The sequence below is a fragment of the Stenotrophomonas panacihumi genome, assembly GCF_001431645.1.
Classification (GTDB): Bacteria; Pseudomonadota; Gammaproteobacteria; order Xanthomonadales; family Xanthomonadaceae; genus Stenotrophomonas_A; species Stenotrophomonas_A panacihumi.
The window spans coordinates 1-13940 of the sequence record NZ_LLXU01000079.1; the positions used below are offsets into that span (position 1 = coordinate 1).

General features: G+C 68.4%; 12 protein-coding genes. 9 read left to right on the forward strand and 3 right to left on the reverse strand.

The window, feature by feature from the left end:
* Nucleotides 1-244 precede the first annotated feature (244 nt).
* The 3 genes from ARC20_RS09970 to ARC20_RS09980 are packed head-to-tail and all read right to left on the reverse strand — an operon-like array spanning nt 245 to nt 4540.
* Nucleotides 245-1450 carry an acetyl-CoA C-acyltransferase gene (locus ARC20_RS09970; RefSeq protein WP_057646644.1) on the reverse strand — a complete coding sequence of 402 codons (1206 nt, stop codon included), beginning with the start codon at nt 1448-1450 and terminating at the stop codon, nt 245-247.
* 42 nt (nt 1451-1492) lie between these two features.
* Nucleotides 1493-3865 (reverse strand): 3-hydroxyacyl-CoA dehydrogenase/enoyl-CoA hydratase family protein, encoded by a 2373-nt coding sequence (locus ARC20_RS09975; protein WP_057646646.1) that lies wholly within the window; start codon nt 3863-3865, stop codon nt 1493-1495.
* A gap of 42 nt (nt 3866-3907) precedes the next feature.
* Nucleotides 3908-4540, reverse strand: coding sequence for a TetR/AcrR family transcriptional regulator (locus ARC20_RS09980; protein ID WP_057646648.1), 633 nt, complete (start codon nt 4538-4540; stop codon nt 3908-3910).
* Between the two features lie 233 nt (nt 4541-4773).
* On the opposite strand from ARC20_RS09980, the gene ndk reads away from it, so the two are divergent.
* The 9 genes from ndk (at nt 4774) to moeB (ending at nt 13886) form a co-directional block, all read left to right on the forward strand.
* Nucleotides 4774-5199: a nucleoside-diphosphate kinase gene (ndk, locus tag ARC20_RS09985; RefSeq protein WP_022973082.1), complete on the forward strand. Its 426-nt coding sequence runs from the start codon at nt 4774-4776 to the stop codon at nt 5197-5199.
* Nucleotides 5200-5210: 11 nt separating this feature from the next.
* Nucleotides 5211-6416 carry a dual-specificity RNA methyltransferase RlmN gene (rlmN, locus tag ARC20_RS09990; protein WP_057646649.1) on the forward strand — a complete coding sequence of 402 codons (1206 nt, stop codon included), beginning with the start codon at nt 5211-5213 and terminating at the stop codon, nt 6414-6416.
* Between the two features lie 16 nt (nt 6417-6432).
* A complete protein-coding gene (gene pilW, locus ARC20_RS09995) occupies nt 6433-7221 on the forward strand; it encodes a type IV pilus biogenesis/stability protein PilW (RefSeq protein WP_425478466.1) in 789 nt (262 codons plus the stop codon).
* Nucleotides 7218-8108, forward strand: a complete 891-nt coding sequence (locus ARC20_RS10000) for a helix-turn-helix domain-containing protein (RefSeq protein WP_057646654.1) — start codon at nt 7218-7220, stop codon at nt 8106-8108. Before pilW ends, ARC20_RS10000 begins: the two co-directional genes overlap by 4 nt.
* 79 nt (nt 8109-8187) lie before the next feature.
* Nucleotides 8188-8829 (forward strand): YfgM family protein, encoded by a 642-nt coding sequence (locus tag ARC20_RS10005; RefSeq protein ID WP_057646656.1) that lies wholly within the window; start codon nt 8188-8190, stop codon nt 8827-8829.
* Nucleotides 8829-10034, forward strand: coding sequence for an outer membrane protein assembly factor BamB (gene bamB, locus ARC20_RS10010; protein ID WP_057646658.1), 1206 nt, complete (start codon nt 8829-8831; stop codon nt 10032-10034). Before ARC20_RS10005 ends, bamB begins: the two co-directional genes overlap by 1 nt.
* A gap of 15 nt (nt 10035-10049) precedes the next feature.
* Nucleotides 10050-11447, forward strand: a complete 1398-nt coding sequence (gene der, locus ARC20_RS10015) for a ribosome biogenesis GTPase Der (protein WP_057646660.1) — start codon at nt 10050-10052, stop codon at nt 11445-11447.
* Between the two features lie 14 nt (nt 11448-11461).
* Nucleotides 11462-12673 (forward strand): molybdopterin molybdotransferase MoeA, encoded by a 1212-nt coding sequence (locus tag ARC20_RS10020; protein WP_057646709.1) that lies wholly within the window; start codon nt 11462-11464, stop codon nt 12671-12673.
* A 73-nt stretch (nt 12674-12746) separates the two neighbouring features.
* Nucleotides 12747-13886 (forward strand): molybdopterin-synthase adenylyltransferase MoeB, encoded by a 1140-nt coding sequence (gene moeB, locus ARC20_RS10025; RefSeq protein ID WP_057646662.1) that lies wholly within the window; start codon nt 12747-12749, stop codon nt 13884-13886.
* The last annotated feature ends 54 nt before the right edge of the window (nt 13887-13940 follow it).

Below are 13940 nucleotides of genomic sequence, written 5' to 3' on the forward strand. Positions count from 1 at the left end.
GAGGGCTGGATGCTTTTGTCGTCCGGTCGTGGGGATCTGGAGGGTCTGCGGGGCTGGGGCCTTTTCGGGACCGTTGGCGACATGGATGTCGCCATCGAGCCCCCATGGATGGGTTCACGGCGTGTCCCGAAAAGGCCCCAGCCCCGCAGGCCGTGCAGCAACCGCAAACAGCCGACACCACCCAAAAAAGAAAGGCGGCCCGAAGGCCGCCTCTCCAACACACACAAGACACCGCAGCAGGAAATCAGAGCGCCTCGATAATCCCCGCAGCGCCCATGCCCGTGCCGATGCACATCGTCACCATGCCGTACTTCTGCTGGCGACGACGCAGGCCGTGCACGATCGTCGCGGTGCGGATCGCACCGGTCGCACCGAGCGGGTGGCCCAGCGCGATCGCGCCGCCCAGCGGATTGATCTTCGACGGGTCCAGCTGGCTGTCGCGGATCACCGCCAGCGACTGCGCCGCGAAGGCCTCGTTGAGCTCGATCCAGTCCAGCTGATCCTTCGTCAGGCCCGCCTGCTTGAGCGCCTTCGGGATCGCCGCGATCGGGCCGATGCCCATCACTTCCGGGCGCACGCCGGCCACCGAGAACGACACGAAGCGCGCCAGCGGCGTCAGCCCGTAGTCCTTGATCGCCTGCTCGGAGGCCAGCAGCACCGCGCCGGCACCGTCGCTCATCTGCGACGAATTGCCCGCCGTCACCGAACCCCCGAACTGCCCGTTGCGGAACACCGGGCGCAGCTTGCCCAGGCCTTCCAGCGACGTATCCGCGCGCGGGCCTTCATCGGTATCCACCCGCTTCTTGCGCAGCGCGATCGTGTTGCCCGCCAGGTCCGGCACGTGCGACATGATCTCGTACGGGCTGATCTCGTCGCGGAATTCACCAGCGGCAATCGCCGCCAGCGCCTTCTGGTGCGACGCCAGCGCGAACGCATCCTGCTCCTCGCGCGATACCTTCCACTCCTCGGCCACCTTCTCGGCGGTGATGCCCATGCCGTAGGCGATGGCCACGTGGTCGTCCTTGAACACCGACGGCGACAGCGCCACCTTGTTGCCCATCATCGGCACCATCGACATCGACTCGGTGCCGCCGGCCAGCATCAGGTCGGCGTTGCCCAGGCGGATCTCGTTGGCCGCCAGCGCCACGGCCTGCAGGCCGGAAGAGCAGAAGCGGTTGATGGTCTGCCCGGCCACCGTGTTCGGCAGGCCGGCCAGCAGCACGCCGATGCGCGCCACGTTCATGCCTTGCTCGCCCTCGGGCATCGCGCAGCCGATGATCGCATCGTCGATGCGCGCCAGGTCGATGCCCGGCGCCTGGGCCACGACCGAACGCAGCACGTGCGCCAGCATGTCGTCGGGGCGGGTGTTGCGGAACATGCCCTTCGGCGCCTTGCCCACCGGGGTACGGGTGGCGGCGACGATGTAGGCGTCCTGGATCTGCTTGGTCATTTCATTACTCCGGAATTCGAAGAAGGCCGCAAGCGCTGCGCATCAATTGCGCAGCGGCTTGCCGGTCTTGAGCATGTGGGCGATGCGGGCCTGGGTCTTCTCCTGCTGGGCCAGCTCCACGAAGTGCTGGCGCTCGAGCTTGAGCAGCCATTCCTCGTCCACCAGCGCGCCACGGTCCACTTCGCCGCCGCACACCACGGTCGCGATGCGGCTGGCGATCTCGTAGTCGTACTCGCTGATGAAGCGGCCCTCCAGCATGTTGACCAGCAGCATCTTGAAGGTGGCGATGCCGACGTCGCCGGCGACCTGGATGCGGTTGGCGGGCATCGGCGGGCGATAGCCACCCTCGGCCAGCGCCAGCGCCTCGGCCTTGGCGATGTACAGCGACTCGAAGGTGTTGAACACCACCTTGTCGGTCTGGCGCAGCAGGCCCAGTTCCTTCGCATTGACCGCCGAGTTGGACACCTTGGCCATCGCCACGGTCTCGAAGGTCTTCTTCAGCTCGGCGAACACGTCACCGCCCGGGCCGGCCGCTTCCGACGCGCGCACGGCCAGTTCCTTCAGGCCGCCACCGGCCGGCAGCAGGCCCACGCCGGCCTCGACCAGGCCGATGTAGCTCTCCAGCGCGGCGACCGTCTTGGCGCTGTGCATCTGGAATTCGCAGCCACCACCCAGCGCCAGGCCACGCACCGCGGCCACCACCGGCACCAGCGAGTACTTGATGCGCTGGCTGGTGCGCTGGAAGTTGGCGACCATCGCCTCGAACTCGGCGATCTTGCCGGCCTGTAGCGCGCCCAGCGCACCGGCCAGGTCCGCACCGGCGGAGAAGGGCTCCTTCTGCTGCCAGATCACCAGGCCCTTGAAGTCCTTCTCGGCGCGGCCCACCGCTTCCTGCAGGCCATCGAGCACCTGGTCGGAGACGGTGTTCATCTTGGTCTTGAAGCCGACCACGGCGATGTCGTCGCCGTCATGCCACATGCGCAGGCCGTCGTTCTCGAACACCGTCTCGCCCGGGCTGAACTTCTCGCCCAGCAGCGGATCGGGGAAGCGCTGGCGGCGATACACCGGCAGCGAGGAACGCGGCAGCTTGGCGTCGCGCGCCGGGCTGTAGCTGCCCTCGGCGGCATGCACGCCGTCGCGGCCGTCGAACACCCAGTTCGGCAGCGGCGCGTTGCTCATGCTCTTGCCGGCGGCGATGTCGTCGGCAATCCACTGCGCCACCTGCTTCCAGCCGGCGGCCTGCCAGGTCTCGAACGGGCCGAGCGACCAGCCGTAGCCCCAGCGGATCGCCAGGTCCACGTCGCGCGCGGTGTCGGCGATGTCGGCCAGGTGGTAGGCGCTGTAGTGGAACAGGTCGCGGAACGTCGCCCACAGGAACTGCGCCTGCGGGTGCTGGCTCTCGCGCAGCTTGGCGAACTTCTCGGCCGGGTTCTTGATCTTCAGGATCTCGACCACTTCCGGTGCCGCGGCGCGGTCGGCCGGGCGGTAGTCCTGCTTGGCCACGTCGAGCACGACGATGTCCTTGCCGACCTTGCGGAAGATGCCCGCGCCGGTCTTCTGGCCGAGCGCGCCCTTGGCGATCAGCGCTTCCAGCCACTTGGGCGACTTGAAGAACGCATGCCACGGGTCATCGGGCAGGGTGTCGGCCATGGTCTTGATGACGTGGGCCATGGTGTCCAGGCCGACCACGTCCGAGGTGCGGTAGGTCGCCGACTTCGGGCGGCCGACCAGCGGGCCGGTCAGGCCGTCGACTTCGTCGAAGCCCAGGCCGAACTGCTCGGTGTGGTGGATCGTGGAGAGGATCGAGAACACGCCGATGCGGTTGCCGATGAAGTTCGGCGTGTCCTTGGCGTACACCACGCCCTTGCCGAGCGTGGTGGTCAGGAAGGTTTCCAGGCCTTCCAGCACGGACTTGTCCGTGCCCTTGGCCGGGATCAGCTCGGCCAGGTGCATGTAGCGCGGCGGGTTGAAGAAATGCACGCCGCAGAAGCGGTGGCGCAGCTGCTCGGGCAGCACTTCGGCCAGCTTGTTGATGCCCAGGCCGGAGGTGTTGGAGGCCAGCACGGCGGTATCGGACACGAACGGGGCGATCTTCGCGTACAGGTCCTGCTTCCAGTCCATGCGTTCGGCGATCGCTTCGATGATCAGGTCGCAGCCGCGCAGCTGTTCCAGGCCGGTGTCGTAGTTGGCCGGGGTGATGGCCTCGGCCAGGCCCTTGGACGCCAGCGGCGCCGGGCTCAGCTTGCCCAGGTTGGCGATGGCCTTGAGCACGATGCCGTCGGCCGGGCCTTCCTTCGCGGCCAGGTCGAACAGCACGGTGTCGACACCGGCGTTGGTGAGGTGCGCGGCGATCTGGGCGCCCATGACGCCGGCGCCGAGGACGGCCGCGCGACGGACTAGCAGGGGATTGGACATATCGATAAACCCTTGATGGATAACGACTACGGTGTGAACGGCTTAGGGTTGCACGCGGGCCAGGAAGCCGGCTTCCGCGAAACGGATCAGTTCGCGCGCCGCATGGGCGCGGTGGTCGGCCTCGCTGACGCCGGGCGGGCGCTTGATCAGGCCGAAGTCGGCCATGGCGTAGGTCAGGGCGCCGGCGAGGAAATCCAGCCGCCAGTACAACGCTTCCTTGCCCAGGCCCGGCACGCAGGCCGCGATGGCCTTGCCGAACTCGCGCAGGACGTGGCCGTAATGGTCGGAAAGGAACTTGCGCAGGTTGTCGTTCTTCTCGGCATAGGCGCGGGCGATGACGCGCACGAAGGCGCCGCCGCTCTGGCGGTCCTGGGCCATGGCCAGCGCCGGCTCGACGAAGGCGGCCAGCACGGCCGACAGGTCCCCCGGCTTCTCCCGGCGGGCCTGTTCGAGCTGGTGCAGGCGGGCGGCGGTCATTTCGTCCATGCGGCGGCGGAACACCTCGTTGACCAGGTTTTCCTTGGAGCCGAAGTGGTAATTGACCGCCGCGATGTTGACGTCCGCGTGACTGGTGACCAGGCGCAGCGAGGTCCCGGCGAAACCGTGCTGGGCGAACAGCTCCTCCGCCGCGCCGAGAATGCGGTCCTTGGTGGAGAAGTGGGCGGGCTTGGGCATGGTCGGGGCAGGGCATCAATCAAACGATTGTTTGATCCTATACCCTGCCGTATGGAAGTGCATTGTGCGATGCAGCATGACTGCCGTCGGAACCGCCGCCCGCCCAGTATGCAAAGGCCGCGCCAAGGCGTTAGAATTGTCCATCGCAAGTTCGGCTAAGCCCGCGTTTTGACGCGGGTTTTTTTCATGTTAACCTCGGGCCAGTCAGTGGCCCGCCCTCGGGAGATTTTTCCATGGCGCTGGAGCGCACCCTGTCCATCATCAAGCCCGATGCCGTCGCCAAGAACGTCATCGGCGAAATCTACAGCCGCTTCGAGAAGGCCGGCCTGAAGGTCGTGGCCGCCAAGTACAAGCAGCTGTCGCGTCGCGAGGCCGAAGGCTTCTACGCCGTGCACCGCGAGCGTCCGTTCTTCAACGCGCTGGTGGAGTTCATGATTTCCGGCCCGGTGATGATCCAGGCGCTGGAAGGCGAGAACGCCGTGGCCGCGCACCGCGACCTGCTGGGCGCCACCAACCCGAAGGACGCCGCGCCGGGCACCATCCGCGCCGACTTCGCCGATTCGATCGACGCCAACGCCGCGCACGGCTCGGATTCGGTCGAGAACGCCGCCATCGAAGTGGCGTATTTCTTCGCCGCCACCGAAGTGGTTTCGCGCTAAAGAGAAGTGCCGTGAACGAGGTCGTCCGCCAACCCGAGCCGCGTGAACTTCCCGTCGTAGAGGGGAAGGTCGCCAAGCAGAACCTGCTCGACCTCGATCGCGCGGGCCTGGAGCAGTTCTTCGCCGAAACCCTCGGCGAAGCACGCTACCGTGCCCACCAGGTGATGAAGTGGATCCACCACCGCTACGTCACCGACTTCGACCAGATGACCGACCTCGGCAAGGCGCTGCGCGCCAAGCTGCATGCGCATGCCGAGGTCGTCGTCCCGAACGTGGTGTTCGACAAACCCTCCGCCGACGGCACCCACAAGTGGCTGCTGGCGATGGGCGTGGATGGCAAGAACGCCATCGAAACCGTGTACATCCCGGACAAGACCCGCGGCACGCTGTGCGTGTCCTCGCAGGTCGGCTGCGCGTTGAACTGCACGTTCTGCTCGACCGCCACCCAGGGCTTCAACCGCAACCTGTCCACCGCCGAGATCATCGGCCAGGTGTGGGTCGCGGCGCGCCACCTTGGCAACGTCCCGCACCAGCAGCGCCGCCTCACCAACGTGGTGATGATGGGCATGGGCGAGCCGCTGATGAATTTCGAAAACGTCGTGCGTGCGATGAACGTCATGCGCGACGACCTGGGCTATGGCCTGGCCAACAAGCGCGTGACGCTCTCGACCTCCGGCCTGGTGCCGATGATCGACCGCCTCTCCGTGGAGAGCGACGTCTCGCTGGCCGTGTCGCTGCACGCGCCGAACGACGCGCTGCGCGAGACGCTGGTGCCGCTCAACAAGAAGTACCCGATCGCCGAGCTGATGGCTTCCTGCGCCCGCTACCTGCGTGCGAACAAGAAGCGTGACTCGGTCACCTTCGAATACACCCTGATGAAGGGCATCAACGACCAGCCCGAACATGCCCGCCAGCTGGCCAAGCTGATGCGCCAGTTCGACAACGCCGTGCAGGCCAAGGACTCGGGCAAGGTCAACCTGATCCCGTTCAATCCCTTCCCGGGCACGCGCTACGAGCGCTCCGGCGAGGAACAGATTCGCGCCTTTCAGAAGATCCTGCTCGATTCGCAGGTGCTGACGATGGTGCGCCGTACCCGTGGCGACGACATCGACGCCGCGTGTGGCCAGCTCAAGGGGCAGGTGATGGATCGCACCCGCCGCCAGGCCACGTTCCTCCGGCAGCTGGAAGCCCAAGACGGCCATGACGCGGCGGCATGAGCTGACGTTGCTGCTCCTGATCGCGGCCGTGCTGGTGACAGCCGGTTGCGGCACCGGTTCGCGCACTGCCAAGGCCGGCAAGGTCAAGCGCATCGAGAGCGTCGCCCCGCGCTATGACGTGCGCGACGATCCCGCCACCCGCCAGCGCCTGGCGCGGCAGGAAAAGCTCGGCTTGGCGGTGAACCGCCTGCAGGGCAACGACATCGCCGCCGCCGACGCGCTGGTGCGCGAAGTGATCAAGCAGGACCCCCGCCTGGCCGACGCCTATACCGTCCAGGCGCTCGTGCGTGACCGCCAGGGCGATGCCGCCGGCGCCGGCGAGGCGTACCGCAAGGCGGCCGAACTGGCCCCCGACCAGGGCGACACCCTCAACAACTATGGCGCGTGGCTGTGCGGCAGCGGCTTCGCCGCCGAGGCGCTGGTGTGGTTCGACCGCGCCCTGGCCGCGCCCAATTACCGCACGCCCGCGGCCGCCCTGGCCAATGCCGGCGGCTGCGCGCTGCAGTCGGGGCAGGGCGAGCGTGCCGCCTCGGACCTGGACAAGGCGCTGCAGCTGGACCCCACCAACGCCTACGCGTTGGAATCGATGGCGCGCTACCAGGTGTCACAGCGTCACTATTTCGAAGCGCGGGCCTTCAACGAGCGCCGCCTGGCGGCTGCACCGGCCACGTCTTCCGTGCTACAACTTGCTATTCAGATTGAACACGGGCTAGGCGACAAGGCAGCCGCCAGCCGATATCAGCAGCGGTTGGTCCAGGAGTTTCCGCAGACCAGTACCGCCAACCCGGGGGCCAAAGCATTGTGATCAGTGAGTCCAATCCGAACCCTTTCGAACAGGAAAAGGGATGCGGACAGTACCTGCGTGAAGCGCGAGAGGCCGCCGGGCTGACGGTGGACCAGGTCGCCACCCAGCTGCGCATGCCGGTGCAGGTGGTGCGGTCGCTGGAGCAGGAGGATTGGCAGCGCCTGGGTGCCCCCGTATTCGTTCGCGGCCAGCTGCGCAGCTATGCGCGGTTGTTGAACGTCAACCTGGAACCGCTGCTGCAGCAGGCGCGCCTGGAAAGCATCGAGCCGGTCAAGCTGGTCAGCCATGCGCATACGCCGCGCGGGCGCCGGTTGTTGGAAAGCTTCGCCCGCCGCGCCGTGTATGTAGTGATCACCGGCGTGCTGGTAGTGCCGATCTGGTACGCCATCCGCAGCGTCCCGGGCGAAAGCCCGCGCAGCAACACCGCCTCGCTCGACGTCGTGCCGGGCGAAGCGGCTGCCGGCAGCGTGGCCAGCGAGCAGGCCGCCGATTCGGCTGCCGCACCGGGCACGTCCCCGGCCGCGACCACGCCGGCCACCGATGCCCCCAAGCCTGCGACGCAGACCACCCCGTACATCGCCTCCTTGACCCCGATGCCGCGCAGCGCCACCGCGCCGTCCGGCGCGGGCCTGTCGCTGCATTTCACTGGCGAAAGCTGGATCGAAATCCTCGCCCCGGATGGCAGTGTCGTCGACAAGGGCCTGGTGCGCGCCGGCGAGGATCGCAGCTACGAAGCCGGCCGCGTCGGCCGCGTGAAGCTGGGCAATGCGACGGCGGTAGAGGTTCAGCAAGGCGGCAGTATCGTCGACGTGAAACCGTTCCAGCGCGCTAACGTGGCGCGTTTTGCGGTATCCTCCGACGGCTCCGTGGTGCCCGCTGCCGAGTGACGTTGCAGGCTGCAGGCACCGCGGTTTTTCGTTTCCCCTTTGATGCTCCGGATCCGGCAAGGACGGGGTGAGAGTACGCATGGCGATCGACGATCTGCTGGACGAACACGAACAAGGCGAACGCGTTCGCTCGTGGTTGAGGAAGAATGGCGCCGGCTTGATCGGCGGTGTCGTGGTGGGCCTGGGGCTGATCCTGGGCGGGCAGTGGTGGCAGAAGCAGCAGCTCTCCCACGCGGCCGAAGCCGGCCGCCGCTATGACGCGGTGGTCAAGGGCGTGGAGGCCGGCAAGCTGGACGACGCCGCCAAGGCGATGCAGGAACTGTCCGCGGCCAAGGCCGCCGGCATCTATGTCGACCTGGCCGCGCTGGACCTGGCCAAGGCACAGGTCACCGCCGGCAAGAACGACGAGGCGATCAAGACCCTTCGCAACATCCAGGCCGACGGCGCGCTCAAGCGGGTGGTCGACCAGCGCCTGGCCAAGCTGTTGATCGACGGCAACCAGGGCGCCGAGGCGGACAAGCTGCTGGCCGGCTACGACGACGGCATCAGCCTGGAAATCCGCGGCGACGCGGCGCAGGCCCAGGGCCAGCGCGACGCGGCCCGCGACCTGTACACGAAGGCCTTGGCCCAGGTGGCGGTTGGCGCGCCGCAGCGCGCCCTGCTGGAAGTCAAGCTCACCGATGCGGGCGGCACCGTGCCCGAGCCCGCGGAGCAGATCTGATGAACCAAGTGAAGTTGAAGCAACTGGCGGCCATCGTGCTGCTTGGCGCCGCGCTGAGCGGCTGCAGCACGGTCAAGGGCTGGTTCACCAGCAAGGACGCCGCCGCGAAGAAGGCACAGGAACCGGCCGAACTGGTCGATTTCAAGCCGACGGTCGAAGTGCGCAAGATCTGGTCCACCGGCATTGGCAAGGGCGAAGGCCGTATCGGCGTGCGCCAGCATCCGGCGGTTGCCGACGGCCGCGTGTTTGCGGCGGCGGTGCAGGGCGGCGTCGTGGCGCTGGACCTGCAGACCGGCAAGCAGGTCTGGGAATACAAGCCCGAGAAGGTCAAGAAGAAGCCGAAGCTGGGCCTGTCCGGTGGTCCCGGCGTGGGCGAGGGCCTGGTGGTGATCGGCACGCTCGACGGCCAGGTCATCGCGCTCGATGCCGCCAATGGCAGCGAGAAGTGGCGCGCCCGCGTGCCGAACGAAGTCATCGCCGCCCCGGCGATCGCGCAGAACCTGGTGTTCGTGCGCAGCAACGACGGCCGCGTGACCGCGTTCGAGGCCAGCAATGGCCAGCGCCGCTGGTTCCATGACAAGGAATCGCCGTCGCTGACCGTGCGCGGCAATGCCTCCGTGCTGGCCGGCCCAGGCGTGGTGTTCGTCGGCAACGACGACGGCACCGTCGACACGCTGGCCATGCAGGACGGCCGCCCGCTGTGGTCGCAGGCGATCGGCGTGCCGGAAGGCCGCACCGAGCTGCAGCGCATGGCCGACGTCGATGGCACCCCGGTGCTGGAAGACCGCATCCTGTATGCCACCAGCTTCAAGAACGAGACCCTGGCCATCGATGGCCCGACCGGTCGCCCGGTGTGGTCGCGTGACCACGGCGGCGCGGGCGCGGTGGGCGTGTCCTCCGGCCTGGTCGTGGTGGCGGACAATGCCGGCTCGGTCTGGGGCCTGGACAAGGGCACCGGCTCGGCGATGTGGTCGCAGGCCGCACTGGCCCGCCGCTCGCTGACCGGCGCGGCGATCCAGGGTGACTACGCCGTGGTCGGCGATTACAAGGGTTACCTGCACTGGCTGCGGCTGGACAACGGCGAACTGGCGGCGCGCGAACGTGCCGGGCACGACGCCCTGGTCGGCCAGCTCATCGTCGTCGATGGCATACTGCTGGTGCAGAACACGGACGGCAAACTGATCGCCTTCCGGCTGGCCCAATAAGACAGGAGTGACGCGATGCTGCCTTTGGTCGCCCTGGTTGGACGGCCGAATGTCGGCAAGTCCACTCTATTCAACGCGCTGACGCGCAGCCGCGACGCGCTGGTCCATGACCAGCCCGGCGTGACCCGTGACCGCCACTACGGCGTGTGCCGGCTGGAAGGGCAGGAGCCCTTCATCGTCGTGGACACCGGCGGCATCGCCGGCGAGGAAGAAGGCCTGGCCGGCGCCACCGCGCGGCAGGCCCGCGCCGCGGCCGGCGAGGCCGACCTGGTGCTGTTCGTGGTCGACGGCCGCGAAGGTGCCTCGGCGCTGGACGATGAAATCCTGGCCTGGCTGCGCAAGCTCTCGCGGCCGACCCTGCTGGTCATCAACAAGATCGACGGCGTCAACGAAGACGCCGTGCGCTCGGACTTCGCCCGCTACGGCTTCGCCGACGTCATCACCGTCTCGGCCGCGCACCGCCAGGGCCTGGACGACCTGCTCGACGAAGTGCGCGAACGCCTGCCCGAAGAGGGCGCCGGCGAGCTGCTGGACGAAGACCCGGCGCGCATGCGCATTGCCTTCGTCGGCCGCCCGAACGTGGGCAAGTCGACGCTGGTGAACCGCCTGCTGGGCGAAGAGCGCATGATCGCCTCCGAAGTGCCGGGCACCACGCGCGATTCCATCGCCGTGGACCTGGAGCGCGACGGCCGCCAGTACCGCCTGATCGACACCGCCGGCCTGCGTCGCAAGGCGCGCGTGGAAGAGGCGGTGGAGAAGTTCAGCGCCTTCAAGACGCTGCAGGCCATCGAGCAATGCCAGGTCGCCGTGCTGCTGCTCGACGCCACCGAAGGCGTCACCGACCAGGACGCCACGGTGCTCGGCGCGATCCTGGAAGCCGGCAAGGCGCTGGTGGTGGCCATCAACAAGTGGGACGGCCTGACCGAATACCAGCGCGCCCAGGCCGAAGACCTGCTCTCGCGCAAGCTGAGCTTCGTCAACTGGGCCGAAGCGGTGCGCATCTCGGCCAAGCATGGCTCGGGCCTGCGCGAGCTGTTCGCCGCCATCCATCGCGCGCATGCCTCGGCGACGAAGGAATTCAGCACCGCCGAAGTCAACAAGACGCTGGAAGTGGCCTACGAGACCAACCCGCCGCCGAGCATCCGCGGCCACGTCTCCAAGCTGCGCTACGTACACCCGGGCGGCAGCAACCCGCCGACCTTCATCGTGCACGGCACGCGCCTGAAGGTGCTGCCGGAGTCGTACAAGCGCTACCTGGAGAACTTCTTCCGCAAGCGCTTCAAGCTGGTCGGCACGCCGGTGCGTTTCATCTTCCGCGAAGGCGCCAACCCGTACGAAGGCAAGAAGAACGAGCTGACCGACCGCCAGATCGCCCGCAAGCGGCGGCTGATGCGCCACGTCAAGGGCAAGTGACCGCGGCCGCGCCGATGGCCGATTTCCCGAGCCGCATTTCCGTTGACGGAGCGCAGGCGCTGCTGCGCGAGCTGGCCGCGTCGCGTCGCATGCCGGTCGAGCAGCTGGCCACCGCGCGCGCCGATGGGCGCGTGCTGGCGGCCAACATCGTCGCCGACATCGACCTGCCGGCCTTCGACAACAGCGCGATGGACGGCTTTGCCCTGCGCCATGCCGATGCGGCTGGCGGCCAGCTGCGGCTGGTCGGCGAGCAGTTCGCCGGGCGCGCCGATGCCGCGCCGCTGGGCGAGGGCGAATGCGTCCGCATCACCACCGGGGCGCCGTTGCCGCCCGGTGCCGACACGATCCTGGTCCGCGAACTAGCACGCGAGCAGGATGGCATCGTCCATTTCGATAACGTCCCTGCGCCTGGCAGCTTCGTGCGCCGGGCCGGCGAAGACGTGCGGGCTGGCGATGTCGTGCTGCAGGCCGGCAGCGTGCTGACCGCCGCGCGGATCGGGCTGGCGGCCGCCATCGGACGCGCGCAGCTGCCCGTGTTCGCCCGGCCGACCGTGGCGGTGTTCGCCACCGGCGACGAACTGGTCGAACCGGGCATGCCGCTGGGACCCGGCCAGATCTACAACGCCAACCGCGACCTGTTGATGGCGCGCCTGCGCGAGCTGGGCTACACGCCGATGGCGTGGCCGACTCTGCCGGACGACCCGGAGCGCATGGAGACCGTCCTGCGCGACGCGGCGGCGGCCTTCGACGTGATCCTGACCTGCGGCGGCGTCTCGGCCGGGGAGAAGGATCACCTGCCGGCGCTGCTGCAACGCCTCGGCCGCATCCACTTCTGGAAGGTCCGCATGCGGCCTGGCATGCCGCTGCTGTGCGGCGAGCTGGACAAGGCGGTGGTGCTGGGCCTGCCGGGCAACCCGGTTTCGGTGCTGGCCACCTTCACCGCGTTCGCGCAGCCGCTGCTGGAGGGCCTGCAAGGCCGCACCGAGCCGGCACTGCGCCTGTATGCGGCGCTGGACGCCCCGTGGGACAAGCGCCAGGAGCGACTCGAACTGCTGCGCGGGCGGCTGCACTGCGATGCCGGAACCGGCCAGCTGCGGGTGACGCCGAACGCGGCCGACGCCTCGCACCGCCTGCGCGGCGCGGCGGACAGCGACGTGCTGCTGGTGCTGGGCGAAGGCGCGCGGATGTACACGGCGGGCGAGGTGGTCGAGGTGATCCGCTACTGAGCGGCCACCCGACGCGACGCAGCGATCCGCACCGCGCACGTCGCCCACGCGGCTTTGCGCGGATAATGCGCGCATGAGCATCGAACAGATCGACCCGGCGCAGGCGCGCCGCCGCTCCACCCAGGGTGTGCGGCTGATCGACATCCGCGAAGCGCACGAACGCATCGACGGCCAGGCCGAAGGCGCGCTGGCGCTCACCCGCGCCGAACTCGAAGCCGCGCCGGGCGAACATCTCGGTTCCCCCGACCAACCCGTCATGCTGATCTGCCAGACCGGCAAGCGCTCGCTCGCCGCCGCCGAGGCGCTGCATGCGCTGGGTTGGCCGCAGGTGGTCTCGGTGGCCGGCGGCACCACGCGCTGGCGCGCCGAAGGCCTGCCGCTGGTGCGTCCGCAGCTGCCCGCCGACCAGCAGGATTTCCTCGAACGCTATTCGCGCCACCTGCGCCTGCCGCAGGTCGGCATCGAAGGGCAGCGTCGCCTGCAGGCCGCACGCGTGCTGGTGGTCGGTGCCGGTGGGCTGGGCTCGCCGGCGGCGTACTACCTCGCCGCGGCCGGCGTCGGCACGCTGCGGCTGATCGACGACGACGTGGTCGACCGCAGCAACCTGCAGCGGCAGATCCTGCACACCGACGCGCGCGTGGGCATGCCCAAGGTCGATTCGGCCACGCTGGCGTTGCAGGCGCTCAATCCCACGGTGCACGTGGAAGCCTTCGTCGAGCGCCTGCGCGCGGAGAACGTCGAGCGCGTGCTGGAGGACGTGGATGTCGTGCTCGACGGCTCGGACAACTTCCCGCTGCGCTACCTGCTCAACGATGCCTGCGTGAAGCTGGGCAAGCCGCTGGTGTACGGCGCCGTGCAGCAGTTCGAAGGGCAGGTGAGCGTGTTCGACGCCGGCCGCCATCGCGGGCAGGCGCCGTGCTACCGCTGCCTGTTCCCTGAGCCGCCTTCGCCGGAATTCGCGCCCAACTGCGCCGAGGCCGGCGTGTTCGGCGTGCTGCCGGGCATCGTCGGGCTGCTGCAGGCCACCGAGGTGCTCAAGCTGCTGCTCGACCTCGGCGAGTCGCTCACCGGCCGCCTGCTGGGCTTCGATGCGCTGGCGATGCGCTTCCGCGAACTGCGCCTGCCGCCGGATCCCGATTGCCCGGTGTGCGCGGCCGGGCGGGCGTTCCCCGGCTACATCGACTACGCCGCGTTTTGCCGCAGCGCCGACTGACCGGCTTCACCTGCCATCCACCGCGATGAATCGATCGCGGAAGTGAAGCCGGCG

Excerpts from the sequence above, each read along its gene's own strand:
- ARC20_RS10020 (WP_057646709.1), top strand. The coding sequence starts at position 11,462 with ATGGCCGATTTCCCGAGCCGCATTTCCGTTGACGGAGCGCAGGCGCTG.
- ARC20_RS10005 (WP_057646656.1), top strand. The coding sequence starts at position 8,188 with ATGGCGATCGACGATCTGCTGGACGAACACGAACAAGGCGAACGCGTT.
- bamB (WP_057646658.1), top strand. The coding sequence starts at position 8,829 with ATGAACCAAGTGAAGTTGAAGCAACTGGCGGCCATCGTGCTGCTTGGC.
- ndk (WP_022973082.1), top strand. The coding sequence starts at position 4,774 with ATGGCGCTGGAGCGCACCCTGTCCATCATCAAGCCCGATGCCGTCGCC.
- ARC20_RS09970 (WP_057646644.1), bottom strand. The coding sequence starts at position 1,450 with ATGACCAAGCAGATCCAGGACGCCTACATCGTCGCCGCCACCCGTACC.
- der (WP_057646660.1), top strand. The coding sequence starts at position 10,050 with ATGCTGCCTTTGGTCGCCCTGGTTGGACGGCCGAATGTCGGCAAGTCC.
- ARC20_RS09980 (WP_057646648.1), bottom strand. The coding sequence starts at position 4,540 with ATGCCCAAGCCCGCCCACTTCTCCACCAAGGACCGCATTCTCGGCGCG.
- moeB (WP_057646662.1), top strand. The coding sequence starts at position 12,747 with ATGAGCATCGAACAGATCGACCCGGCGCAGGCGCGCCGCCGCTCCACC.
- ARC20_RS09975 (WP_057646646.1), bottom strand. The coding sequence starts at position 3,865 with ATGTCCAATCCCCTGCTAGTCCGTCGCGCGGCCGTCCTCGGCGCCGGC.